The sequence below is a fragment of the Leucobacter denitrificans genome (assembly GCF_014396385.1).
GTDB lineage: Bacteria > Actinomycetota > Actinomycetes > Actinomycetales > Microbacteriaceae > Leucobacter > Leucobacter denitrificans.
Map to the genome: position 1 here is coordinate 1,137,776 of NZ_CP060716.1, position 23,599 is coordinate 1,161,374.

At 59.7% G+C, this 23,599-nt stretch carries 24 protein-coding genes and 1 pseudogene; 8 read left to right on the top strand and 17 right to left on the bottom strand.

Annotated features, from left to right (window positions below):
• Positions 1 to 4 precede the first annotated feature (4 nt).
• The 4 genes and pseudogenes from H9L06_RS05490 to H9L06_RS05505 form a co-directional block, all read right to left on the bottom strand.
• Complete coding sequence (locus tag H9L06_RS05490) at positions 5 to 1,336, bottom strand: UDP-N-acetyl glucosamine 2-epimerase (protein WP_187556192.1); 1,332 nt, start codon at positions 1,334 to 1,336, stop codon at positions 5 to 7.
• Positions 1,333 to 2,406 (bottom strand): sugar phosphate nucleotidyltransferase, encoded by a 1,074-nt coding sequence (locus H9L06_RS05495; protein WP_187556193.1) that lies wholly within the window; start codon positions 2,404 to 2,406, stop codon positions 1,333 to 1,335. The genes H9L06_RS05490 and H9L06_RS05495 overlap by 4 nt, the downstream gene beginning before the upstream one ends.
• Before the next feature lie 375 nt (positions 2,407 to 2,781).
• Positions 2,782 to 4,026, bottom strand: a pseudogene (locus tag H9L06_RS05500) (IS3 family transposase).
• A gap of 200 nt (positions 4,027 to 4,226) precedes the next feature.
• A complete protein-coding gene (locus H9L06_RS05505) occupies positions 4,227 to 4,724 on the bottom strand; it encodes a Rossmann-fold NAD(P)-binding domain-containing protein (protein ID WP_187556194.1) in 498 nt (165 codons plus the stop codon).
• A 44-nt stretch (positions 4,725 to 4,768) separates the two neighbouring features.
• On the opposite strand from H9L06_RS05505, the gene H9L06_RS05510 reads away from it, so the two are divergent.
• Positions 4,769 to 5,854 carry an LCP family protein gene (locus H9L06_RS05510; RefSeq protein ID WP_187556195.1) on the top strand — a complete coding sequence of 362 codons (1,086 nt, stop codon included), beginning with the start codon at positions 4,769 to 4,771 and terminating at the stop codon, positions 5,852 to 5,854.
• Here the strand turns inward: H9L06_RS05510 and H9L06_RS05515 are convergent.
• Both H9L06_RS05515 and H9L06_RS05520 read right to left on the bottom strand, forming a co-directional pair.
• Entirely contained in the window at positions 5,837 to 6,988 is a 1,152-nt protein-coding gene (locus tag H9L06_RS05515) for a serine hydrolase domain-containing protein (RefSeq protein ID WP_187556196.1), read from the bottom strand. The two genes, H9L06_RS05510 and H9L06_RS05515, sit on opposite strands and share 18 nt — an antisense overlap.
• A gap of 38 nt (positions 6,989 to 7,026) precedes the next feature.
• Entirely contained in the window at positions 7,027 to 7,479 is a 453-nt protein-coding gene (locus tag H9L06_RS05520; protein ID WP_187556197.1) for a VanZ family protein, read from the bottom strand.
• Positions 7,480 to 7,569: 90 nt separating this feature from the next.
• Here H9L06_RS05520 and H9L06_RS05525 point away from each other — a divergent pair, with 90 nt between their 5' ends.
• The 5 genes from H9L06_RS05525 to H9L06_RS05545 all read left to right on the top strand — a co-directional run bounded on the left by H9L06_RS05525 (position 7,570) and on the right by H9L06_RS05545 (position 11,087).
• Positions 7,570 to 8,022 carry a GNAT family N-acetyltransferase gene (locus tag H9L06_RS05525; protein WP_187556198.1) on the top strand — a complete coding sequence of 151 codons (453 nt, stop codon included), beginning with the start codon at positions 7,570 to 7,572 and terminating at the stop codon, positions 8,020 to 8,022.
• Entirely contained in the window at positions 8,012 to 8,983 is a 972-nt protein-coding gene (gene rarD / locus H9L06_RS05530; protein WP_187556199.1) for an EamA family transporter RarD, read from the top strand. Before H9L06_RS05525 ends, rarD begins: the two co-directional genes overlap by 11 nt.
• Before the next feature lie 296 nt (positions 8,984 to 9,279).
• The gene (locus H9L06_RS05535) at positions 9,280 to 9,579 is read left to right on the top strand and encodes a metal-sensitive transcriptional regulator (RefSeq protein ID WP_187556200.1); all 300 of its coding nucleotides are present in this window, start codon (positions 9,280 to 9,282) and stop codon (positions 9,577 to 9,579) included.
• 34 nt (positions 9,580 to 9,613) lie between these two features.
• Entirely contained in the window at positions 9,614 to 10,534 is a 921-nt protein-coding gene (gene ppk2, locus H9L06_RS05540; protein WP_187556201.1) for a polyphosphate kinase 2, read from the top strand.
• Between the two features lie 223 nt (positions 10,535 to 10,757).
• Positions 10,758 to 11,087, top strand: coding sequence for a nucleotidyltransferase family protein (locus H9L06_RS05545; protein ID WP_187556202.1), 330 nt, complete (start codon positions 10,758 to 10,760; stop codon positions 11,085 to 11,087).
• Positions 11,088 to 11,559: 472 nt separating this feature from the next.
• Here the strand turns inward: H9L06_RS05545 and H9L06_RS11905 are convergent, their stop codons facing one another.
• The 8 genes from H9L06_RS11905 to H9L06_RS05585 form a co-directional block, all read right to left on the bottom strand.
• Entirely contained in the window at positions 11,560 to 13,104 is a 1,545-nt protein-coding gene (locus tag H9L06_RS11905) for a helix-turn-helix transcriptional regulator (RefSeq protein ID WP_187556203.1), read from the bottom strand.
• Between the two features lie 144 nt (positions 13,105 to 13,248).
• The gene (gene ccsB / locus H9L06_RS05555) at positions 13,249 to 14,268 is read right to left on the bottom strand and encodes a c-type cytochrome biogenesis protein CcsB (RefSeq protein ID WP_382336259.1); all 1,020 of its coding nucleotides are present in this window, start codon (positions 14,266 to 14,268) and stop codon (positions 13,249 to 13,251) included.
• A gap of 112 nt (positions 14,269 to 14,380) precedes the next feature.
• Positions 14,381 to 15,373: an SRPBCC family protein gene (locus tag H9L06_RS05560; RefSeq protein WP_187556204.1), complete on the bottom strand. Its 993-nt coding sequence runs from the start codon at positions 15,371 to 15,373 to the stop codon at positions 14,381 to 14,383.
• A gap of 56 nt (positions 15,374 to 15,429) precedes the next feature.
• The gene (locus tag H9L06_RS05565) at positions 15,430 to 15,756 is read right to left on the bottom strand and encodes an ArsR/SmtB family transcription factor (protein WP_246454516.1); all 327 of its coding nucleotides are present in this window, start codon (positions 15,754 to 15,756) and stop codon (positions 15,430 to 15,432) included.
• A gap of 63 nt (positions 15,757 to 15,819) precedes the next feature.
• Complete coding sequence (locus H9L06_RS05570) at positions 15,820 to 16,299, bottom strand: hypothetical protein (RefSeq protein WP_223165223.1); 480 nt, start codon at positions 16,297 to 16,299, stop codon at positions 15,820 to 15,822.
• A 180-nt stretch (positions 16,300 to 16,479) separates the two neighbouring features.
• On the bottom strand, positions 16,480 to 16,962 hold the full coding sequence (locus tag H9L06_RS05575; RefSeq protein ID WP_187556206.1) for an agglutinin cell wall attachment protein: 483 nt from the start codon (positions 16,960 to 16,962) through the stop codon (positions 16,480 to 16,482).
• A 153-nt stretch (positions 16,963 to 17,115) separates the two neighbouring features.
• Positions 17,116 to 17,274, bottom strand: coding sequence for a hypothetical protein (locus H9L06_RS11605; RefSeq protein ID WP_223165224.1), 159 nt, complete (start codon positions 17,272 to 17,274; stop codon positions 17,116 to 17,118).
• Between the two features lie 298 nt (positions 17,275 to 17,572).
• On the bottom strand, positions 17,573 to 20,092 hold the full coding sequence (locus H9L06_RS05585; RefSeq protein WP_187556208.1) for a DNA/RNA non-specific endonuclease: 2,520 nt from the start codon (positions 20,090 to 20,092) through the stop codon (positions 17,573 to 17,575).
• Between the two features lie 205 nt (positions 20,093 to 20,297).
• Between H9L06_RS05585 and H9L06_RS05590 the strand changes: the two genes are divergently transcribed.
• Both H9L06_RS05590 and H9L06_RS05595 read left to right on the top strand, forming a co-directional pair.
• Complete coding sequence (locus H9L06_RS05590) at positions 20,298 to 20,909, top strand: hypothetical protein (protein ID WP_187556209.1); 612 nt, start codon at positions 20,298 to 20,300, stop codon at positions 20,907 to 20,909.
• 110 nt (positions 20,910 to 21,019) lie between these two features.
• On the top strand, positions 21,020 to 21,571 hold the full coding sequence (locus tag H9L06_RS05595) for an RES family NAD+ phosphorylase (RefSeq protein WP_187556210.1): 552 nt from the start codon (positions 21,020 to 21,022) through the stop codon (positions 21,569 to 21,571).
• 95 nt (positions 21,572 to 21,666) lie between these two features.
• Here H9L06_RS05595 and H9L06_RS05600 read toward each other — a convergent pair whose 3' ends face one another.
• From H9L06_RS05600 to H9L06_RS05610, 3 genes are read right to left on the bottom strand one after another with little or no spacing between them, the layout of a single operon-like run.
• Positions 21,667 to 22,341, bottom strand: coding sequence for a DedA family protein (locus H9L06_RS05600; RefSeq protein ID WP_246454517.1), 675 nt, complete (start codon positions 22,339 to 22,341; stop codon positions 21,667 to 21,669).
• 30 nt (positions 22,342 to 22,371) lie between these two features.
• Positions 22,372 to 22,953, bottom strand: a complete 582-nt coding sequence (gene pilO, locus H9L06_RS05605) for a type 4a pilus biogenesis protein PilO (protein WP_187556211.1) — start codon at positions 22,951 to 22,953, stop codon at positions 22,372 to 22,374.
• Complete coding sequence (locus tag H9L06_RS05610) at positions 22,950 to 23,597, bottom strand: hypothetical protein (protein WP_187556212.1); 648 nt, start codon at positions 23,595 to 23,597, stop codon at positions 22,950 to 22,952. Before H9L06_RS05610 ends, pilO begins: the two co-directional genes overlap by 4 nt.
• Positions 23,598 to 23,599 lie beyond the last annotated feature (2 nt).

Genomic DNA, 23,599 nt, shown 5'->3' on the forward strand with positions numbered 1-23,599 from the left:
GCCCTTAGAGCCCGTATCGCCACTCTTCTGACGAGGGCAGCAGCCCCGACCCATCGAGCCTCGCCTCGACCTCTTCGACCAGCATCGTTGACGCGTTCTCGGGGTAGATGCGCTCCCACGAGATCTCACCGCGGTGCGCGAATACCTGGCGGATCACCTCAGCGATCAGATCTCCACGCGTCGGCGGGGCCAGGAAGTTGCCGCCAGCAAGGAGGGACTCCCCACGATCGGACCCGAAGCGCAGCGTCACACACGGCACCCCGAGCACGTTCACTTCTTCTTGGATGCTCCCGGAATCGGTGGCGATCAGCGCACACCGCTGCATCGCCGCGAGCACGTGCGAGTAGTTGTCCCACACCGGCGTCGAAATGAGCCGGTCACCGTGCCGGGCCTCGAGCTCGTTCAACCACTCCCGCATCCCGAACCGGTCGATCGCCGACTCTGTGCCGTTCAAGCGAATGAACAAGACTGAGTGGCCGCCCTCGAGCAGCTCCTCCATGCCGTCCATGAGCGCGGTGAAGCGGGCCCGGTTTTCCGTGTTCTCCTTGCGGTGCACGCAGTACCTGATGAACTCACCCGACGCGAACGCGGGGAACCGCTCGAGCAGCTCCTGATCCGCCGTCTCAGTCATGCCGGTCTGCAACGCGTCAACGATCGAGTTACCGACCACCGCGATCGTTTTCGGGTCAAACCCGTCTTCGAGTAGGTACTCGCGATTCAACTCCACTGGCGCCGCGTGAAACTGTGCGCCAGCGTCAACGACACGGGTATTGAACTGCTCGGGCGAGGGCTCGCGGCTGCCGCGCCCAAAGTTTGCGCGCACGAGGTGCTGCGCCTTGAACGTCTGAAAGTCGAACGAGCCCGCCTCGATACGGTCGTGCCACTCATGCAGCACCTCGCGAATGGGTGAGAGGGTGCGCAGGCCAGCTTCGACGTGCACGAGCCCCTGACCGAGCCCGAACGCGGCGAGCGACCCAGACATCGCGGTCGCCGTGTCGCCGTGCGCGTAAGTAATTGGCGGGCCAACCTCACGGTCAAGCTCTGTGAGGTAGTCAGCGAGCTTCCTGGAGACCCCGCTCGTCACGTCGATCGCACTGCCAGACACCCCAAGGTTCACGCTCTCACGGATATTGAACTCCTCGAGCATCGACCCCGACAGGTTGTGCGAGTAGTGCTGGCCCGTGTGGCACACGATCGCGTGATGCCCCCGCGCGACAAGCTCGTGATACACCGGAGCCTGCTTAATGATGTCGGGCTTCGTGCCCACGAGCACGACATGCACCGGCTCGCGGGTGCCCCCGATAATCGGTGTGGATCCATGCGCCTGCGCGTTCACAGCAGCCCTTCCTCTCCAGCGCCCGCAACCGCGGCACGCCACTCCTTTACCGATTCGAGCGAACTCGCGACCGATCGATTCAACACGTACACGGCGTCATCGTGCGACACGATAACGAGATCTTCGACCCCGCACGCAACGATCGGGCGGCCGTCTGTCGAAATTGCCACAATATTGCGCGAATCGGGAATCAGCGCCGCAGGAAGCTCGGGCCCAAGCTGTTCCCGTGCCTGCAGCACGCGCTCCCACGTGCCCACATCGCTCCACCCAAAATCGCGCACGAGCACATCAACCTCAGCGTCGGCAATAAAGAACGGGTCGAGCTCGTGCCCCTCAAGCGGCACCCCGTCGTATCCATAGGTGCGCTCGTCAACATCGTCGACCCAGTGCTTCGCATACGCCACAATTTCAGCGGTGTGGATCGGGTACACCCTACTCAGAATCTCAAGTACGGCGCCCGGTTTCGCGAGGTAATTCGCGGTGTTCCAGCACGCAACCCCGCTCTCCCCAAGCTCTTTCGCTTCCTCAAGGCTCGGCTTCTCAGACAGCGTGACCGCACGGAAAAAGTCGGGAGTCTTCGTCGGCTCAAGCCGCATGTACCCGAGACGATCGTCGGGTTCGGTGGGCTTCGCGCCGAGCACCGTCACGGTCGCGCCGTTTTCGAACACACCGTCAGCGAGTTCGGCGATCGTGCGTTCGAACTCTGCCGGGTCTTGTACGTAGTGATCAGACGGGCAGGTGAGTACCCGCACGTTATCGCCGTGTAGCTGCTGCATCACTGCGTGGGCGAGCACGAACGCGGTCGCCGGGCCGAGCGGGCGACGCTCCAAAATAATGTTTTCCTCGGGCACCGGAATGTTCGCGGCGCACACATCCGACAGGTACTTCTCGGTCGTCGAGATGTAGATGCGTTCTGGGGGGAACACGCTGAGCAGCCGATCCACCGTGGTCTGAATGAGGGTCTTCTCGCTCACGACCGACACGAACTGCTTCGGACGATTCTTTCGGCTCAGCGGCCACAGGCGCTGGCCCTTGCCGCCGGCGAGCACGACAGCTACGGGTTCAGTCACGTACAACGACTCCTCGCCATTTGAAATACATAGGCCAAAGACAGCTTAGTGAGAAAACCAAAATAACTCACATCGAGCAATGTAGTCAGGAAATTGCCAGATCTTCAGGGCCCACATAACTCGGAGGTGCCAGTACGGCTCTAAGTCTGCTTGCGTGTTTTTTTCGCAAGGTAGTAAGCGGTAGAAAGAGTTCGCGAACGCCCAACGCGGTAAATCAGCCAATCACGAGTGAAGTTCGATCGCAGAGAGCTCTCGTAGTCATTGATTGCAGCTCTCCCCGAAACTGATGTCCCATGTTTTAATGCGAGCCTATCAACCACCCCATCAACTCGAGCAGGTGCGATTGAAGCGCCCTGGGTTTCTTAGAGACTCAGCTCATTTGAGTTCGACCAGTTCTTTGGCGCTGGTGATCCCAGCATAGAATGCCGCTTCGAACTCTGCAGGCGGCACGTCGCCGAGGTATCCGTGCAGGCGCTCGGTGTTGTGCCAGTGCACCCAACCCAGCGTCGCGAGTTCAAGGTCATCAATCGTTTTCCAAGGCCCCTTTTTCGCAGGCCCGCGCACGAGCTCAGCCTTGTAATACCCATTCACGGACTCGGCCAGAGCGTTATCGTAGCTATCGCCAACCGTCCCGATCGAGGGCGTTGCCCCGATCTCGGCGAGGCGTTCTCCGTAACGGATGGATGTGAATTGAGACCCTGCATCGGAATGGCATCGAAGTTCGGGGAGCTTCTTGCCTCGTGACCAGCGAGCCATTTCGATCGCGTCGAGCACGGTCTCGGTCTTCATGGTTGATGCACACCGCCATCCGACAATCGCGCGGTCGAATACGTCGATGATGAAGCACACGTAGGCGACACCCTTCCAGGTTGGCACGAACGTCAGATCCGTCACCCACAACCGTCCGCTGAGAACACCCGATTCACGAGGTCAGGATGTCGCACAGACACCGGGTCGGGCTTGGTGGTCTTTACTCGTTTCTCACGTCGTACTCCCTCGATCTCGAGGACTTTCATGAGCCTGCCCACCTGGTCTCGGCCAATATTGATACCGGCTCGCTTCGCTGCTTTCCAGAGCTTGCGCACCCCATAGACCGAGTAGTTCGATTCCCAGATTTCGAGTAGCAGCGGAGCAAGCTCCGCATCTCGCACCTGACGCGCTGAGGCCGGCCTGCCGTTGGCGGCGTAATACGTCGACGGGGCCACCTGCAGCGCGCTGCAAATGCGCTCGACCCCCAGACGACGACCAGCCACAATGTCATCCTTGTTGCGATTGATGAAATCCACTACATCTTGTGTTGGCGGTCGAGCTCCGCCCCGAAGAAAGACGCGGCCCGCTTTAAGATTTCATTCGCACGCTTGAGCTCACGGTTCTCTTGCTCAAGTTCACGCATCCGGGTCTGGTCATCGGTCGTGACACCGGCTTGAACGCCGTCATCGATGTCGGCTTGACGCACCCAGGTGCACGCACTGATTCAACCCCGTAACCGAGCTGGTCAGCGACGCGCGTCGCTGTTCCTTGGCTTGTGCCGAGCTCAGCGCGGAGAGTGCGCACCATCCTGACCGCAGCGGCTTTCTCTTCAGCCGAGTAGCGTCGTCCTTTGTTTTTGTGTTGGGCCATGGTTCCATTCTCTTTCCAAAAGTATGGAGTCTCCAATAGAACCAGGGCGCTTCAGATCTGCCTTCCTGCACGCATTTGAGATTCTAGGACAGCCTCATAACCGGACCTCACCGTCCAATTAAACCTAAAGTTTGGGACTGAGCGTATTAATTCATCAGAGCCATACCGTCGCGATAGGGAGCGGTCAGCAACCTTCCCGCCTAATTCAGGCAAATGATTTGCGTGGAGATTGGAGATATCTCAAGAGGAACACCAAGCGCCTCTGCCGCAATCGAGTAGACGTCTCCCCACGTAATTTCCTCTGGTGAAGCGATCTGGATTGTTTTGCCATAAGCCCTTGAATTGTTAAGCAAGCCCAGTATCGCTTTAGCAACGTCGCTCGAGTGAGTAAGAGAAGTGACGGTATTTGCAAGCTCATTCCCAATGAAAATTGGTCGTCGATCGAGCATGCGCGCAATTACCTGTTGGGTTTCCCAAATCCCGAACGCCACCCGCTGCGAAGAGTAAGTGATATACGGCCGCACGATGGTAAAGTTAAAATTCAACGCTAGGTCAAATTTCAGAAAGTCAAGTAAATAGCGTGAGGCAAACTCATCAAGGTGGTGCTGGTTCCACGCGCTCAATTCGCTCTCATCCTCGCTTAAGAGCGCCGGCGTAAATTTCTGAACTATCAGTGTTGGGTTCCCAATCGCAATCACTACTAAGTGATGACAATTTGTTCACCGTCTAAGATGAGAACGCTATGAACAACTCACGATCCGCTATCGACGAACTTTTTCCCGATGCGTCAAATTCTCTACCCGTCAAGCGCGAACGTAGCCGAAGGCGTGTTCTACGTTACACGCTCATCGTGATTGGGTCGCTCGCACTGCTAGCCGGCATCACTGTCGGCGTAGGGTATCTCTGGCTAAACAGTACTTACAATCAGATCGAACGCGTCGAGGTCATTGATCCAGAACTCGAGCGGCCGGAACCGATCGAGGTGCCTGCCGAAGAACTCGCTCCAATTAACATTCTTTTGCTCGGGTCGGATTCCAGAGACACAACCGACCCGAACGCGAACGCTGAAGAACTACGAGGGTTCCGAAGCGATGCGATCATGGTCGCTCAGATCTCTGCCGACCGTCAGAACGTTACGGTCATGTCGATCATGCGCGACAACTGGGTACCGATTCAAGGTCACCCTGATGCGAAGATTAATGCTGCAGTAGCGTTTGGAGGCATCCCACTCGCTGTCAACACCGTCGAAACATTTATCGACGCACGCATCGATCACGTCGCTCTAATCGACTTCGAATCGTTTAAGGGCCTCACTGATGCCGTCGGCGGCGTGACCGTCAACAACCCGATCGCGTTTACTTCGACACACGGAAAATTCCCGATCGCCCAGGGTGAGGTGACACTGAACGGTGCCGAGGCACTCGGGTTCGTGCGCGAACGCTACGCGTTTTCGGACGGGGACTATCAGCGCGCGCGCAATCAGCAGGCGTACCTCAAAGGGCTGCTCTCAAAGATGCTGAGCAAGGATACGCTCACTAGCCCCGCCAAGATCACTGCATCATTCAACGCGATCAAGCCTTACGTGATCGTCGACCAGAACCTCGACCTCAATACCGCGATCGGACTCGGACTTGAGCTGCGCGATTTCGACAAGTCGAACATCAGCTTCTTCACCAGCCCCACCCTCGGCACCGGAACATCGGGAGACGGCCAATCGATCGTGCTGCCTGACTGGGAAGAGATCAACGTATTGCGCGAAGCAATGCGTGCAGGAACGCTCGACCACTACGCGGAGACGCGCACGGCTGGCTCAGAGCTCCCTGGTTAGTTCGAGCACAGGAACGAGCAGCTCGAAGAGGTGTGCGGGGAGATCGCCGTCTTCAGTCGTCGCGTTGATCAGAATCGCGACTGAAACTTCGGTCTCGATGTTGTGCATGGCTAACGCCTGATAACCGAGACCATTTCCGGTGTGACCAACGTAGTCGCCGATCTTGCCAATACCAATGCCGTATTCGTCGTACTCGGGTGAGAGCGGGTCGTCGGCTGTCGGGCCGAACGAGTCGAGCCGTTCCTTCTGCGTCGCTGGATCGAGCAGCGTGCCTTGCCCCAGCTCGTCAGCCCAGGTGGCAAGGTCGGTGACCGTACCGAAGAGTCCACCCGCTGCGCCGAACAGCGTCGGGCTGAAGGCTGGCAGCACCTCGAGTTCATCGTCCAGCCACTGATACGGTGTCGCGACCTGGGGCACGCTGGCTGGGTCTGCGGGATAGGTCACGCTGTCCAGACCAAGGGGTTCCAGTATTCGAGATCGAACTGCGTCGCCCCAGTCCTCCCCCGTTACTTCTTTGATCACCATTCCGAGAAGCACGGCGTTGGTGTTCGAGTACATGTACTGAGCGTCGGGCTCGAACTCGAAAGGTGCGGTGAGCGCAGCGGCGATCAACTCGGTGTCGGTGACGGAGACTGTGGGGTCATCCATGAGTAGTTCACCGAGTTCGGGCATCGCCGAGTAGTTTGCGAGGCCCGAACGCATGGTTGCGAGATGTCGCAGGGTGACGCGATCACCGTTCGGCACGCCCTCAACATAGTCGCCGATCGGGTCGTCAAGTGAGACTTGCCCTTCGTCTACGAGCGTGAGTAACGCAGTGACCACGAACGACTTCGTGATGCTGCGATAGGCAAACACCTGATCAAACTCGACCGGGTCGGCCTGCCGCTCCTCGTTGTTATAGACGTAGCTCCACTGAGGTTTGCCGTCCTTGGTGGCCAGGAACACTGCACCGGGGATGCCGCTCTCCCCCAGTAATCCGCCTACCGCTGCTTCGAGGTCGGCTGCGAGGGTCTCCGTCGACTCTCGAGACTCGGGTTCGGTGCTGGCCGCGTCGGGATCCACACTCGCGCACCCGGCGAGCAACAGCGCAATGAGCGACGTCGCGGCCGCTACCCTCAAGCGAAATCTGCCCATCTTTCGAGTAAAGCACACCGCCCGCGCGGGCACCCGGGTCAGCTACGCACTGTCGCGAGCTGCTCTTGACGGCTCGGTGCGCTGAAGAGCACGCGCAGAATCGCGGCGAGCGCGAGGCCGATCCACCCGCCTGCCGTGTTCGCAATCACGTCGTAAAGCGATCCCACGCGCTCGGGAAGCAACATGAGCTGGGTGAACTCGACCAGCCCAGACAGGAGGGGTGGGAGGGCGAGTGCGAGGATCCACTGACTACCCGTGACCATGAGGCCAACGAACAAACCGAGCGGCACAAACATCACAATGTTTGAAGTGAACTCGAGGTACGCGTAACCGAAGCTCTCAGGCACACCGAGCGCGTGCAAGGCACGGAGTATCGCGAGGATGATGTCGCTGTGCCCGCGATCGACCGGGTTCGGAGTGAGCGTGATGAACAACACCACCACCGCAGTGAGAAGTGCCCCGATGACACCGACTCGGGAACGCAACTGCATACGGCCAGAATACGGGGTGAAGATGGCGAGATGCTGGCATCACGGCGAAGTCGCAGTTGCGAAACCGGGGCTTAGCGATACCCTAGGCGTATGAGCGAACTGCGACTTGAAGAACTCTCAGCAGCCACAATCGTTGCCGTTAACAGTCTTGGCTTGAAGCCCGGCCAGGAGCAGTTCATCACGCCAGTTTCATACGCCGCAGCAGCCGCCGTCACCCCCGCGCACACCGCGTGGCAGCGCGTTGTGCTGCTCGACGGGCGGGTCGTCGGCTTCGTTCATGCGAACTTCGACCCCGAGTCAACACAAGAAGAATTTCGCGCTGCTCTTTGGCGCATCAACGTCGACGCAGAGTCACAGGGCACGGGTGTCGGCCGGTTCGCCGTCGAGGCACTCATCGAAGAAGCGCGCAACCGCGATGTCGAGCGACTCACCGTGCTCTGGGAGCGCGGCGAAGAAGGCCCAGAAGGCTTCTTCCTGCGTCTCGGCTTCGAACCCATCGGTGAAACCCCCTACGGAGAAGTGATCGGGGCAATTGCCCTCTAACACTTCAACCAACCGCGGTCTCGCGGTATCAGTAGGTTCATCAGTATTCTTCGGCGGAATCTTCTTCGTCACCCCGCTTCTCGCACCGGCATCAGCCGAATCGATCTGGGGCATTCGTAATCTCATTACGATTCCACTCATCGTCTTTGTGCTGCTCTTATTTCGGCAGTGGTGGTTGGTCACCGATATCTGGCACGCGATTCGCCACAAGTGGTGGATCATCTTCGCCATCATCACCTGCGGGTTTCTCGTCGCAGCGCAGCTCTGGCTCTTCAGTTGGGCACCTCTCAACGGTCGAGGTATGCAGGTCGCGCTCGGGTACTTCCTCCTCCCCCTCGTGCTCGTGATCATCGGGCGGTTCCTCTACCGCGACTCGCTCAAGTGGTGGCACTGGCTCGCGGCCGGTATCGCCGCTGCCGGGGTGATCTTCGAGATCGTGCGCGTCGGTACAATCTCGTGGGAGACCCTCCTCGTCGCCCTCGGATACCCCATCTACTTCGTGCTGCGCCGGTCGATCGGTATGAATCACATCGGCGGAATGTTCTGGGAATTCCTCGTGCTCGCCCCCGTCGGCTTGTTTTTCGTGGTTGCCGAGATCGTCGATGGACACGCACTCGCGGTGAACCCGATCTTGTGGTGGTTTGCGCCGCTCTTCGGCATCTGGACGGGCGTCGCCCTCATCTTCTACCTCCTCGCGTCGCGCTACCTGAGCATCTCGATTTTCGGGCTCATGAGCTATCTCGAGCCAGCCCTGCTTGCCGTCGCGTCAATGCTCATCGGCGAACGCATCGCGAGCGGCGAATGGCCGATGTACATCGCGGTCTGGGCAGCGGTCGGGGTGCTCATTGTCGGTGGCACCGTGCAACTCATTCGCTCGGCCCGCGCGCGCCGACGGGGTGCGTCTGGTGAGGCAGGCGCACCCGAGCCCCCGACCATCACCGGGTCGATTCCGCTCGCTTAAGTCGCCGCGCCACACCTTCGCAGAGCTTCAAGCGAACTTTGAGCACCATACGAAGGATTTTTGCCTGAGACTGCGCCTGACGCTCGCTCGACCCCAGCTTGACAGTGCTCAGTGCATTGAGGACATCGGGACCGATCTTTTAGAAGCTGCAACTGCTAATTTCCTCACCGATGCGGCATCAACTGAGGTGAGTGAGAAGTCAGTCCGACTTCAGTCAGTCTTTGCGTGAGTCGGAACATCTCACGGCAGCGATCCACTCACGGCAACTGCGCCGGTTGGCAGGGTAATCTGCTTCTATGAGCGAGCCTCACGAACACCAGCACGGATACATCAATCACAAAGATGATCTCTTGAAGCGACTCCGCCGCGCGGAGGGGCAGGTTCGCGGTGTGCAGCGCATGGTCGAGGAAGACCAGTACTGCCTCGACATCCTCACCCAGGTATCGGCTGCCACAAAGGCGCTCGAGCGGGTCGCACTCTCGCTGCTCGAAGACCACCTCGGGCACTGCGTCGCCGAGGCCGCCACCGAGGGCGGCGAGAAGGCCGAGCAGAAGCTACGCGAGGCTTCACAGGCCATCGCCCGGTTCGTAGGATGAGGTAACCCCGTCTGCTGGGGCGCAAAGGAGCGAGATGGTGACAGGATCCACACCCAATGAGCAACCCACCCAGCGCGAACTCATCGACGACCTCGGTGACCTGCAGCGCCTCGAAGAGATCGATGAGAGCGCCCCGAATGCGCCGTGGCGCGAGAGGTACCCCTACGACGAGAAGCTGGGCAAGAAGGAGTACAAGAAGACGCTCTTGAGCCTGCAAATCGAGCTGCTCAAGCTGCAGTCGTGGGTGAAGTCGACCGGTGAGCGGATCGCCATCATCTTCGAAGGGCGCGACGCAGCCGGCAAGGGAGGGGCGATCAAGAGCTTCACCGAGCATCTCAACCCGCGCGGCGCACGTGTGGTTGCGTTGCCTGTGCCGACGCCGCTCGAGAAGTCGCAGTGGTACTTTCAGCGCTACGTGAACCACCTGCCGGCAGGCGGCGAGATCGCGTTGTTCGACCGCTCCTGGTACAACCGCGCGGGTGTTGAACGGGTCATGGGCTATTGCACGCCGGAGCAGTATTTGGAGTTCACGCGATCCGCCCCTGACTTCGAAGAAATGCTCGTCAACTCAGGATTGCACCTCATCAAATTCTGGTTCTCAGTCGGGCGGGCGGAGCAACTCGCGCGGTTCGCGGCCAGGTCGCAAGACCCCGTGAAGCAGTGGAAGCTGTCGCCCACCGACCTCGAAAGTCTCGACAAGTGGGACGACTACACCCGCGCCGAAGAAGCGATGTTCTTCTACACCGACACCGCGACTGCCCCGTGGACGGTGGTGCTGTCGAACGACAAGCGGCGGGCGCGCATCGAGGCGATGCGGTGGGTGCTTTCGCAGTTCGAATACCCCGAGAAAGATCACGCCGTCGTCGGCAGCCCCGACCCGAAGATCATCGGGTCGCCCTCTGACGTGCACGGGGAGCCGAAGGTGATCACGAGCTCGTTTCCCGTCATTCCCTGAGGGGTTCCTGGTCCTAGCCAGCAAGCCTCGAGGCTCTCGGCCGACCAGCCTGCTCGCCACCTACCCCATTTAGCATCAGGCGAAGTTTGAGCATCAGACGTACTCTCAGGCAAAAATCCTTCGTATAACGCTCGAAATTCGCTTGAGGCTAACTGGTCGCTAGTCAGCCGAAAATCCGAGGCCGAAACTAGGTCACTGGGATTCGCCCGGGTATCCTTGAATTATGTCTATGCCCGTAGCAACCCCCGAGACGGTCGCACTACGTGACCTTCTCGAGGCACGCCATGACGAACTGCAAGTACTCCTTGCAAAGTATGCGGCGACAAACCCGAAACTCTTTGGTTCTATTGCTCGGGGTACTGCGCACGAAGGTAGCGACATCGACATTCTGGTCGAGATGGACCCCGCAGATGGCAATCTCCTTATGCGTGCCTCTGGACTAATGGAAGAAACGCGCTTACTGTTCGGACGCGACGACATCGACATCTTCCCGGTGCAACTCCTCAAGCGCTCGATCTCGAGTTCAGCACTCGCTGACGCGGTTGCGCTGTGAGCCGTGACGTCGAAGAACGCGTTGCAGACATACTGCAGTCGATAGATCGTTGCACCAGGTATCTTGCAGCGCTTGATAGCCCCGATCAATTACTTGCCGACATGGCGGACGAAAAAGGTGCCGGCAATTAGGGCCGCGACCGCACCTCCCGCCACCCATTTTCGACCTATGGTCCAGAAATTCGGTTTCGTTGCGCGGTCAACAGACGCCATCGATGTGTTCCCTATCCCCTACTACGGCGCAGCCCCCTTGACTACGCCGATGCAGCGGCGCACGGCAAAAGCTCGACACGACATTGAAATCGTGCCGAGCTTTCGCTCTGCAGAGGTGCCCGGCATTACGCCAGGCACCTCGAGACCCCCTAGTTCCCCCTAGTTTGGCCCCCACCATTGTCTAGTCTATGGATGAACTATTGGTTAGGTGAGTCGAAAAGGGTGAAAAGCAGGGTGAGAGTGGTCATGAGGTGTGAGCGTCAGATAAGCCCGCGACGCTCGGCCTCGAGCACTGCTGCCGCCCTCGAGCCCGCGCCAAGCTTGCGGTAGATCGCACGCAGGTGTGCTTTCAAGGTGTTCATCGAAATGAAATGCGACTTGGCGATCTCTTCTCGGGTGTACCCCGCCGCGAGCGACCTAAGCACCTCGAGTTCACGCTCTGACAGTACCTGCTGCTGCAGAACGTAGAGCTCAACGCTTGTGACATCTACCTCGGCGCCGCGAGGCCACTGCTCAAACATCTCCTCGGCCAGCTCTCTGAGCTGCACGGGGAATATTGCGGCCTCGTCGGGCCGCAGGCCGCCGGGCAAATCGAGGGCGAACTCGAAGACGTCTCTGCACTCGTCGATCGACCCGAGTAAGAAGTAACTACCCGCAATGACCGAGAGCCGCCACACCTGCAACTGCCTCAAATCGCGGGTGTGTTCGCTAAGTTCAGCTGTGATTCGCAGCGCCTCTTTCGGGCGGCCAACCTGCAGCTCGAGAATCGCGGTCACGAGCTTGGTGAGCAGCAGGTTCTGATCCGCCTTCGCGATTGCATCGCGCGCCGCCACCCCGTCGCCAACCGAAATCTTGGTCGCCGCGCTACACAGCAGCATCACGCTGCCCGTGAACCCCTCACCCTCGCGGGCAGGAAGCGGGAGATGCTCGAACTTTGCCACCCTGCGGGCACTGTCTTGCGGGTTGCCCGCCACCGCATAGGCACGGTGCAGGGCGGCGACGTAGAAGGGCCAGATTTCGCCGATGTCTCCGAGCGGGATCGCTTCGAGCATGCGAACCGCTTCTTTCGGCTCGCTCAGGCGCACCATTGCCGCGGCGATCGCGTACGCTGCATCGATCGTCGGTTCGGCCCAGCTCTCGGTGCGCGCAATGCCGTCTGCTTCCTCAAGCAGCGTGCGGGCTCGCTCGGTATCACCGTAGACCGCCTCGATAACTGCGGCCTTGGCGCACGCATCGCGGGCGAGGAACGCGAGCGCCGAGCTTCTCGCACTCATGCGTGCCTGCTTGAACCGCATCAGCGCCTGGTTGAAGTCACCCGCCAGCATCGCCGTGAGCCCCAGCTGAACCGCAGCGAACAGGCTCCATCCGCGCGTGCGGTCAAAGATCGGAGTCATCACGCTCGCGTGGGTGTCGATCGCCTTGCCCGCTTCGAGCGCCGCCACCGGCCGCCCCTCAAGGCGGTACTTGAACAGCTGCCCGATAACCACCAGCACATCGACCGGCGTGACTTGAGCGTCGGCCGGCTCTTCCGCGGCCGAAGAGTGCTCGCCGCCCAGCTGATCCGCTACGGTCGCAGGATTGGTCGTGAGCAGCGTGGCCGCGAGCACACGCAAGAACGGGCTCTCGTTCGCACCATCACGGGTGAGGCTCTCGAGAATCTCGTGAAACCGCTCGGGGCGCAGCCCAAACCAGGACTCGAGCGGGTGCCGCTCAATCAGCTCGACGGTGCGGGCAGCGTCGCCCTGCGTGAACGTGCGCTCGATCTCGACTACGAAATCGCTGAGAGCAGTCTGAGGAGTGAGCATATTTATGACTCTACCTCCTGCTTTAACCTGCTTTTAACGCCCGGGCTTCACGCTTCGCCTTAGTCGACCCGGCAGTAGTGGCTGCTTGCGCTCAGTTGAAAGAGCCTCTACTGCCGGGGCGAAGCTAGCTGGGGTTTCGACGCTTTACAGCCCCGAGTAGGCGTGGAGACCCTTGAAGAACACGTTCACCACGGTGAAGTTGAAGATGACCGCGGCGTACGCCACGATGTTCAGCCAAGCGGAACGGCTGCCGCGCCACCCGCGCGTCGCGCGAGCGTGGATAAAGCCGGCGTAGAGCACCCAGATCACGAAGGTCCAGACTTCTTTCACGTCCCAACCCCAGTAGCGGCTCCAGGCAGCCTCGGCCCAGATCGAACCGGCGATGAGCGTGAATGTCCAGAATGCAAAGCCAATGATCGCGAGCCTGTACGCCAGATCTTCAAGGCGCACCGCGTTCGGCATGCTCGACATGAACGCCATCGACTGCGGCGCCCCTGCCTTCTTCTGATTCGCGCGCCTCGCCTGCAGCAGCTGCAGAATCGACAGGCCGAATGAGAGCGTGAAGACGCCGACTCCAAGCACCGCGACAAGAATGTGGATCACAAGCCAGTACGAGTCGAGCGCCGGCACGAGCGGCACGATCTCGACGTAGTAGTTAACCTTCGCGACGCCAAGGAAGACGACCGCCATTCCCACGACGAGCGCACCGAGGAACCTGATGTCGACGAAGAACTGCACGATGAGGAAGAGCGCGACCACCGCGAGCGTCGCAGTGAGGGCGAACTCGTACATGTTGGCCCACGGCACGCGCTCAGCGCCGATGCCTCTGAGCACTGTCGCGCCCGCGTGCAGCACGAAGCCGAGCACTGTGAGGGCGAAGCCCGACCGCATCCAGCGCGAGCGCGGCTGCTGGGGTTGACGAGTCGATGCCGAAGCCTTCTGCCTCGTCAATACCGTGGTGTTGCCGCCAGCGGCCTGGGCTGACGCGCTCTGCGCTGATCCACCCTGTGCGGATGCGCTCTTGACCGAACCGGCCGACGCCGCGCCCACCAAATCACCGCTGCGGTTCGCAAGATCAACGACATAGAAGACGAACGCAATCGCGTACACGATCATGCCCGAGTAGAGGGCGATCGTCGAGTAGGTTTCTAGCTGACTCAGCACAGTTTCTCACTGTACTCCGACTTGCTCAAAACGTTGCTGTGAAGAGTGCGGGGCTTGGCGGCGGGCTGGCGGCCCGGCGCCGATCCGCTCGCTCGCCCAGCACCGCACCGGCCTACGCCGCGAGCACCTCGGACTCGAGCCGCGCATAGCTCGCCTCCATGCCATCGACCATGCCGGTTGCGAGAATCATCTCGCGCGTCTCGGCGTCGGGGTACGTGATGACGAGCACGAGTAGTGTTCCACCCTCGACAGGCGTGAGCGTCATCTCATTGATGGTGCTCGGGCTGTTCGCTGCCTCCGGATCCTCCGGCGTCCACATCCGCTCCGTCGTCACCGACCGCACCGGTGCCTCAGACTCGAGGGTCTCCCCCACGAACCCAAACTGCTCGTCACCGCTCTCGTTCTGCCACCCGAAGCGGTTCAACCCGCCAACGTCTGGCGAGACCTCGCAGATCGGCATGCTCCACCCGTCGGGGCCGAGCTGCCAGCGGCGCAACAATTCGGGGTCGTGGTGGGCTCGCCACACCTGATCCACACTGCCGCGAATGACGCGGCTCGCGCGAGCCTGCGTGTCGCCAATGAGCTGCAACTCTGTGCCGTTGCCGGCGGCGAACGCGGCGAGGTCTTCGAGCACCGTGTCGATCTGGCCCATCGCGTCGCGCATGCCCTCTTCCATGCCCATCTCGACGAGTTGCTCGAGCTCTTCGAGCGAGTTGAAATAGGTCGTGGTCACGAGGCGCGAGCCGAGCGCGGTTTCTTGAAAGTCGAACACCATGCGCATGTCGGGCATGTCGGTGTTTGGTGATCCATCGTCGTTCGAAAACCCGTCGCGCACCTCGAACGACCGGCCCTCTTCGACGGCGACCCACTTCCAGTACCCGCGGCTCACGCCGCCGTCGTCACCATTCATGACGTAGTTGCTGAGTCCACCGGGCGACCCGTCGTGGCGCGTGAACGTCGCCGGGTAGGTGGGCGGGCCCCAAAATCGCTCGATCTGACTCGGATCGAGATAGGCGTCCCAGAGCCTGCGCACGGGCGCCGTGAAGTCGGCGACGACCTGCAGGGTCAGTGCGTCAAGGTCTTTGTTGACGGCTGTGATTGGCATGATGTGTTCCCTCCGTTGGGTTCTTGCGTGTGTGGATCACCGCTGCTCTCTTCAGCTCAGGGCTCCGTCGAAAGCAGCGCGTCCAACCGGTCGATGCGGCCGCGCCACAACTGCTCAAACTGACCGAGCAGCCGCTGCGCGCGACGAATGGTCTCTGGGTTACCGCGCACGATGCGCTCCCTCCCACTCGGAATCTTCGCCACGAGATCTGCGGCCTCAAGCACCGCCACGTGCTTCTGCACCGCCGCGAACGACATGTCGTACTCCGCTGCGATCTCAGACACCGAAAGCTCGCCCACCAGCGTGCGGCGCACAATGTCGCGGCGCGTGGTGTCTGCGAGTGCTCGGAAGATCCGATCCACTGCCTCGTCTGAAAGATTCATATCTACAACCATTTGGTTGTATGTTAGATCGCGCGGATGCTGGCGTCAACCCCTAGTCCCGAACTACTGAGCTTCTGAAGCGTTCTTCCTTGCTTCCGCAAGCCGCTCCTGCAACCACACCGGGATATGCTCCTCGTCTCGAGGAAAATCTTCAAGATCAATGCCATACAACCCGGGGTGAATCGGATCTGACCATTCCGGCTCATCGTCATAGTTGAACGACACGTCTGCAGACACCTCGCCTGAAGCATCCTTCGTCAATGTCCACACCGCGGAAAACCATGTACCGACTCCAGGCCGGTACATCACTTTTCGCAGCTCGTCGATGAGCGGCAAAATGTCTCGAGGCGGAAGAGCGTACCCTTCTGTCGTATCAGGACGAACAACTTCGATCCGTCCGCCAGATAGTTTTGACAGGTTCCTATGCCTGAAATATAGGCGAGACCAGGCGCCTTCCACACGATCTGGTAGCCGAGGCGCGATCTCATCAATCAACTGCCCTTGCCTAATCATCGGGGGGACTTCGATTTCATCCGCGCTCATTATCAAACCTCATATAGTCAGGCACACCATCGATCGCATACTCGGCATCCATCGTTGTTGGGGTTCGGTTCAAGCCGTAACCAACGCACGGGTCGAATTTACCGTTGTCAGTGGGCCGAACACTCCGAATCAGGAAACTGAGCTCCACTCCGGAAACGCAGAGTCCACAACTGGATCGAACTACTCTGTCTCCGACGCGTTCTTCTCTGCTTCCGCGAGCATCTCTCGCAACCACACCGGGATATGGTCCTCGTCACGGGGGAAGTCCTCCAGATCGATGCCATACAAACCAGGATCGATCGGACGGCTCCAATCTGGCTCCTCGTCATAGTTGAACGACACATCCGCAGACACCACGCCCGAAGCATCTTTCGTCAACGTCCACAGCGCAGAAAACCACGTGCCCGTCCCCGGCCGATACATTACCTCTCGCAACTCTCGCACCAACTTTGAAGCTTCACGAGGTTCTAGCGCATACCCAGAAGTACCGTCAGAAAAAGCAACATCGATTCGGCTCTGCCCATACATCGAGAGCAATCGATGTGCGGAATCGAGACGGGACCAATCCCCTTTAACCTCCTGCGGCACAAGCGCCGTAATTTGTTCGATGAGTTCACCTTGACGAATCATCGGAGGAACCGGAAACTCACTTTCTACGGACATTCACAAATTCCTCTCTGTCCAGTACGCCGTCAACTTCATACTGAGCTTCGATTGATGTCGGTGTGCGGCCCGGATCGTTATTGGTGGATCGAATTCTCTGAGCAGGAGCAGTGAATCACAGCCCTAATCCGCTAAGCCCACAACCGGGTCAAACTACTGAGCTTCGCCCTTGCCCTCAGCTACCTTCTTACGCAACCAGGCAGGGATATGCTCCTCGTCGCGAGGAAAGTCCTCAAGGTCAAGCACATAATTGAATGCACGAATTGGTCGGCTCCAATCTGGCTCATCATCATAATTGAAAGTTATGTCCACAGCCGACTCTCCCGAAGGGGTCTTAGTTACTCTCCACGTAGTTGAGAACCAGGTTCCGCAGCCAGGCTGGTACATCAGGGAGCGCAACTCTTCAAGAAGATCGTTCTTACTCCGAGGTGCGCGAACACTTTCCCACGACCCATCAGGACGCTTAGCACGCATTTCACCCTGTCCATACATTGACAATGAGCGCTCAGTGAAGACCAACTCAACCCATTCTCCTGGCACCCGCTCCGGGAGCAACGTGGACAACTCCTGAATGATCTCACTCTGACGGACCATCGGAGGAACGGACATTTCAGAACCTTCTGACATTATCGAAACGCTCATCAAACCATTCTCCGTCGATACTGTATTCGGCATCAATTCGAGTAGGCGTGGTGTCCTCGTCGTACCGCACGTACAGATCAAGTCTGACATCACTCTTGTCGTTCAGGGCTCCACGCAGCAAACGTTCAAAATCGTAGTAATTTTCCGTCAGTTTATTCTCCGGTGAGACGGATCGGTTGAGTTCCTCGAGCATCGCAACGATATTGATCCGCTCACGGCCACCACCCGCCGCGTTCTGAATCAGATGGCCACCATCATGCCCAGGGCCAGCAGATTGGCCGACGGAACGCTGAATACTAGACGACCGCGGAGTATCCGGGATCAACTCCAATCGAGGCACATGCACCTCAACTGTGCGACTTAGAGCATCAGTGACGAACACGTGACGATCATTCACCACATACGTCGTATTCGGTGCCGGATGGTTCAGGTCAGGATTCGGCGCACTATTCGGACCATAGTCCGTCTCCACATGGGTGACGGTGCCACTCGCATCGGTGTAATACGTGCCGCGGCCCTCCACCACATAGGCCGTGTTTGGTTCCAGCCCATCATGCGGAAACTGGGTCCGGCTTCCCGGGTTCTCCACCTCGATACGATGGTTTGCCTCCGGGGGTGGGTACTCCTCCGAAGCGCTTCTACGCGGAGGCTTCTCTCCGTCATTAGTATCCGATGCCGAGGAATGATCTAGTGCAGATTCAGTGGGTGGACGAGCTCCGGCTTCGACCCCCGCCTCATCTGCGGGCTGGCCAGGTCCAGGGTGACTATGAGACTCGTTCGGGCTCTCAGGAGCATCGCCGCCCGGGACGTCGGATCCATCACCCGCAGTGTCGGGATCATTCACACCATCATTGGTGCGCACGCGACTATCGCCGCCATCCGGCCCGTCACTCCCGAGCGACGTGGGCACTTCAACATTGCTCTGCGGCACGCCCGGGCTGCCCGCACCGCTGGGGCCGCTTGCGCCACCAGAACCAGAAGCACTGCCAGATCCACCTGCTGTAGGTGCACCCGATCCAACGTCATCAGGTCCGATCGCGGGAGCTCCAGGGGCTGACGCGCCACCGCTGTGAGCACCACCGCTTGGAGCACCTGCGTTTGTAGTTGGGCTGCCGTTTAACGAGGTGCCACCCACGCTTGTCGTAGCCGGAGCGGCACCGCCAGGCGATGGAGCAGTGAATGCGTTTGTGAGGGAAGCGCTCGGGCCAACCGAGGGGTTCTTGATCGACGTCAGACCACCACCCGCAGCGCCGCCCGCAGCACCGACGAGCGTGGACATGAGGAGGTTGAAGTCTTGCCCAGTCACCTGCGATGCGGCGAACTCACCCGCAACACCACCCACCCCACCAGTAACCCCGTCAACGGTCGCACGGGTCGTAACCCGGGCACCACGGGAAGTGATGCTACTGCCAATATGGGAGAAGGGTCCCGCGATCGCACCACCAATCGCGGACGACACTGCAGCACCACCCACATCGTCCCAGGAGAAGTTCCCAAACGCGGCTGACGCGGTAGCGTTCGCGACCGCCCCTGACACTGCCGATTCGATCGCTTCGATCGACGCCCGGCGCATCGCCGCCATCGTGCGCTTCGCCGACTGAATCAGCGTCTTCAGCCTGTTAATCACGGCAATGAGTTTCGGTACCCACCTTGCGACCGTGAGCGCAGCCTTCCCCGCGGCCGCGACCGCGCCAGCCCCAAACGACACCAAGGACAGGACCGCCCCGAGTCCGATATCGAGCGCGATCTCGGCCGCTAACTGCCCGAGCATCTCGAGCAGCTCTGCCCGGATCTCCCCGACACTCTTCGCGAACGCTGCGCACCCCTCGCTCATTTCCCGAGCATCAGCGGCGAGATCATCGATAAGGCTCGACAGTTTCGTATGCACCGCCGTGACATCGCCGCGCTGCGGGAACTCCGAAGCAAGCGTGAGCGGGAGCGCCGCTTCAAGCTCTGCTTTTGCGGTGGTGAGTTCCCCAGCGTACGCATCCCACGCGTCTGCGGCTTGGGTGATTTTCCCGGTGTCTGCGGTTGGGATCACAATCCCCGCGGTGTCTTTCAGGAAGTTTTCAACCCACTCCATGATCTCGCCCTGCGGGGTACCACGCTGCTCATCACCCAAAGACGAACCAACCGACGGCGGAGACGCCGTGATCTGGGTTGGGGTCAGGGTCGCGTACGGGTTCGATCCACCACCTAAGCCCACGAGCTCCATCGCCCGGTACGCCGCGGCAAGACCCAGGACTCGCCCCTCAAAGGTCGCGACGGCTTTCGCGAGCGTGACTCCCGACTCCAGCATCGAAGCCGCCGACAGGTCGTAGCCGCCCCCGGTCTTCGTGCCGAGCGCGAATTCCTCGGCCATCGGATCGATGCCGGCCATGCCTGCGCACGAGAGAAGCGCAGACCCAGCTGTGGTTGTTGCAGTGAGAATCCTTGATGCGACCGCCCCGACCTGTTCGGCGTCAGACGCGAACGCTGCAGTATTCACGCGCACAAACACCAGAGGAGGCCTCACTCAATCACTTCACGAATTCACTCAACCCCCTCACTCGTAAACGTAATTGTCTTGCCCCGCCGAACCGCAGTCTCTGCGCAAATTGACCGACCCGCTGCAGTTTTTGCACCCAACACCCTCGAGATCCCGTTGCTTACAAGCACTATGGAGCGTAAGATTTGAAAGGAAGGAGGTTACGATGACCATCGCCGCACCACACGAGGAAGAAGTTCGACGCGCTCTCGAGATCCTTGAGCGCACAGACGCAACCTCGATCGAACGCGCTCTCCGAACCGCATCCGGCTCAGCCACAGGTTTTCTGACTTCACTGCGCGCCACCCTGACTTTCAACCGCTCAGTTGGATCGCTCGAGAACGCGCTTGCGTCACTCGACACCACCGTATCGCCCGAGATCGCTCGTGCAGCACAAGCAACCGAGAATGTGTGGCGCCAAATCGATAGAGAGTTCGGTCTACTCTCGTCTGCAGAGGTCGCAGCAATACTCGGTGCTTCGAAAGATAACCGCGCATACGCGGCTGCGCTCCGTAAACGCGGGGCACTCGCGGGTATTGAACGGAAGAACGCCTACGTCTACCCCGGCTTCCAACTGAACACCACCACCGGCACAGTTCACACCTGGGTCGCACCCCTACTGAAGCTCGCCACTGAGCACAACCGCTCAATGAGCGATGCGCTCCTCTGGATGGTTTCACCATCGACGTACTTCGACGGCGCTCGTCCCGTCGACCATCTGGATGATGCTGAGCGCATCCTCTCTGTCTCTGCCCGCTCCTGGGGCACCGAGTGGTGAACCCGATCCCCACTCTCCGCAGCCCAAGACCACCCACCAACGTTCCGTCGCCACCTGCACCCTTCGACGCACTGTCACACGTATTAGAGGCTGGAACCCTCCTACATCGCGTGCACGATCCACGCCGTGAGGGCAACGCTTTCAACCCAGGCATGGGTTCACCAACACGTTTCGCACATTTCTATGCTGGTGCTGGTGTCGTATCGTCGCTCTACGCCGCGGCAACAACGGAGGCAGCTATCTGCGAGTCCCTCCTTCACGACACTCCACTCACCGGCGGGATCCTGCCAATAGCGGGCTATGCAACTCGCACGATAACGGCCCTTCGTCTCAAACGTGAGCTCAGTCTCGCAATGCTCATGGGCCCTGGCCTTCGGCGCCTGGGCGTTGAGACGCAAGACATCATCGCCACCAATGGCGACGTCTACGATAAGACCGTCCTCTGGGCACAGGCAGCTCACACGGCAGGCTTCGAAGGCATCGCGTGGATGAGTGCCCGCGACAACACCGCTGAGGCATACATATTCTTCGGGGATCGCGTCAAAGAAAGCGACCTCACCGTAACTGACGAGGGCCTGGGGACATTCGCCCCAGGAAGTCACGGCTTCACTTGGCTTGAAGCATACTGCTCGCTCGTCAACGTCGAGCTACTGCTCGCCTGACACCAGCACCAGCATTCAGGCAGGAATTCCTAATTCAAACAGGAGGAACTGGCAAAAATGGTCCTGTTTGACTGCAGAAAACCGCGTGAGTGATGCTAGCCCTCGTTGGCGAGCTCGCGCTTGCGCTTCTGGTTGCGGATCACGCGGGCGACGATAAACCACACCACTAACAGTCCGATCACCACGAGCACCGCGTCGCTAATCACGCCGCTCCACTGCTCAAGGATCGGCTTGATTGCGGGGCCGAAGGCGAAGCCGAGGCCGATCCACAGACCATTCCATGCACCCGAGCCAATGAGCGTATACAGAGTGAACTTCACGAAGTTCATGCGCTCAATACCCGCAGGAATCGAAATGAACGAGCGCACGAGCGGCACGCAGCGGCCAAACAAAACGGCTGCCGCGCCCCACTTCGCAAAGAAGGCCTCGGCCTTGTCGAAGTCTTCGTGATCCATCAGTGGAATCTTGCCCACGACCCACCGCGTGCGGTTTCGGCCGAAGGCGTAGCCGATCCAGTACCAGATCCACGCACCGACCAGCGCGCCGAGCGTCGCGAACAGCCACGCCAGCCAGAAGTTCATGCGGCCGTCGTACGCCAGGAACCCGGCGCCCGGCAGGACCGCCTCTGATGGGATCGGCGGCACGAAGGTCTCGATCAAGACCGCGAGCCCCACCCCGACTTCGCCGAGGGTCTCCATCAGGTCGAGCACCCAGCCGATAAACCCCTGGTACTCGGTCTGCGCAAGGCGCGCGAAAATAAGTGCGATCACGGAATCACGCTACCAGCTATAGGTGACCGCTTATTCCCTCGTCGCTATCGAGAACACATCTCCCTCGACCACCGCAATCGATTCCTCTGGCGTGCCAGAGATCTCCACTGAGTGCACGAGCACGAATCGGGGACCGGTCTGGAGAGAATGCACGAAGTCAGCAACCTGTTGCTGTGTTCCGACCGCAACTAAGTTCACTGGAATCTTTACAATGTTCGCCGAGACCGATGATTGCGCTCCAGCACTCTCCGTCGCGGTCTCAACGTCGCCGCTCTGGGGATCTGAGAGTGTGAAATCAGAGACCGTCGCTCCTGACACCGTCTGCAACTGCCGCAACTCTCCAAGAAATGCCGCAGTGTCAGCGCTTACCGGGATTGCACCCACCAGATCCGCATACTGTTCATTGAGTATCGAGCTCCCGCCCTCAGCGGATTCAAGCTCGGCTATCTGCTCGCGAAGCAACTCATTCTGATCTTCTATGTCGCCAGCAATCGCCGTCGTCGACTGCGCAGTCACAACCTGCGGCATGAGTCCACCGAAAATACCGATGAACAGCATGCCCGCGCATACGACCACAGTGCCAAGCACCCATAATCTCGTCTTCAGACTCACGGGGTCTCCTCATCCGAGCGCGGCCCAGCTAGTGTGTCGTCAAACATCACCTGCACGGTGGCAATGACTGGTGCTTCAGCCGCACCTGACGAGAGTGACGTGAGCTCAGCGCAAACACTTGCCTCGAGTCCGGAGAGCGAGCCCACAAAGGCACTCGCCTCTGCAATACTCGACAGCTGGGCAGTTACCGTGACTGCAAAAGCCCCTGTACCGCACAGGGAAACTGCAGCGTCACTCAACGCAGGGGCTGCCTGGAAATCCTGAACCGTCGACGCCTCAGGGAGCACACCACGAACACGCTCGAACACCTCAACGTATAAGGCTTGACCAGCATCAGACTCTTCGAGAAACTTCGAGATCATCTCGATGTCTTGCCTCGTATGGTGCAGTTCTGAGTGCTCCGCGAATGCGAGATTCAGTTCTTCAGTCGCTTGCTGAGCCTGACTCAGCTTCGTGTCGGCGTGACCGGTGAACCACATTCCCGCCATAACGAGTGCCACCGCGACTATGCCCACAGAAAGCACCGCGATGAGCAGTTTTGGCAGCGTTCGATCATGAATAATTTCTGCTCGCTGCTGCATAGGCAGAAGATTGGCTTTCGGAGTTCCCCCGAAGACCGGTAGCTGTCGTGATTTCTTAGACATGT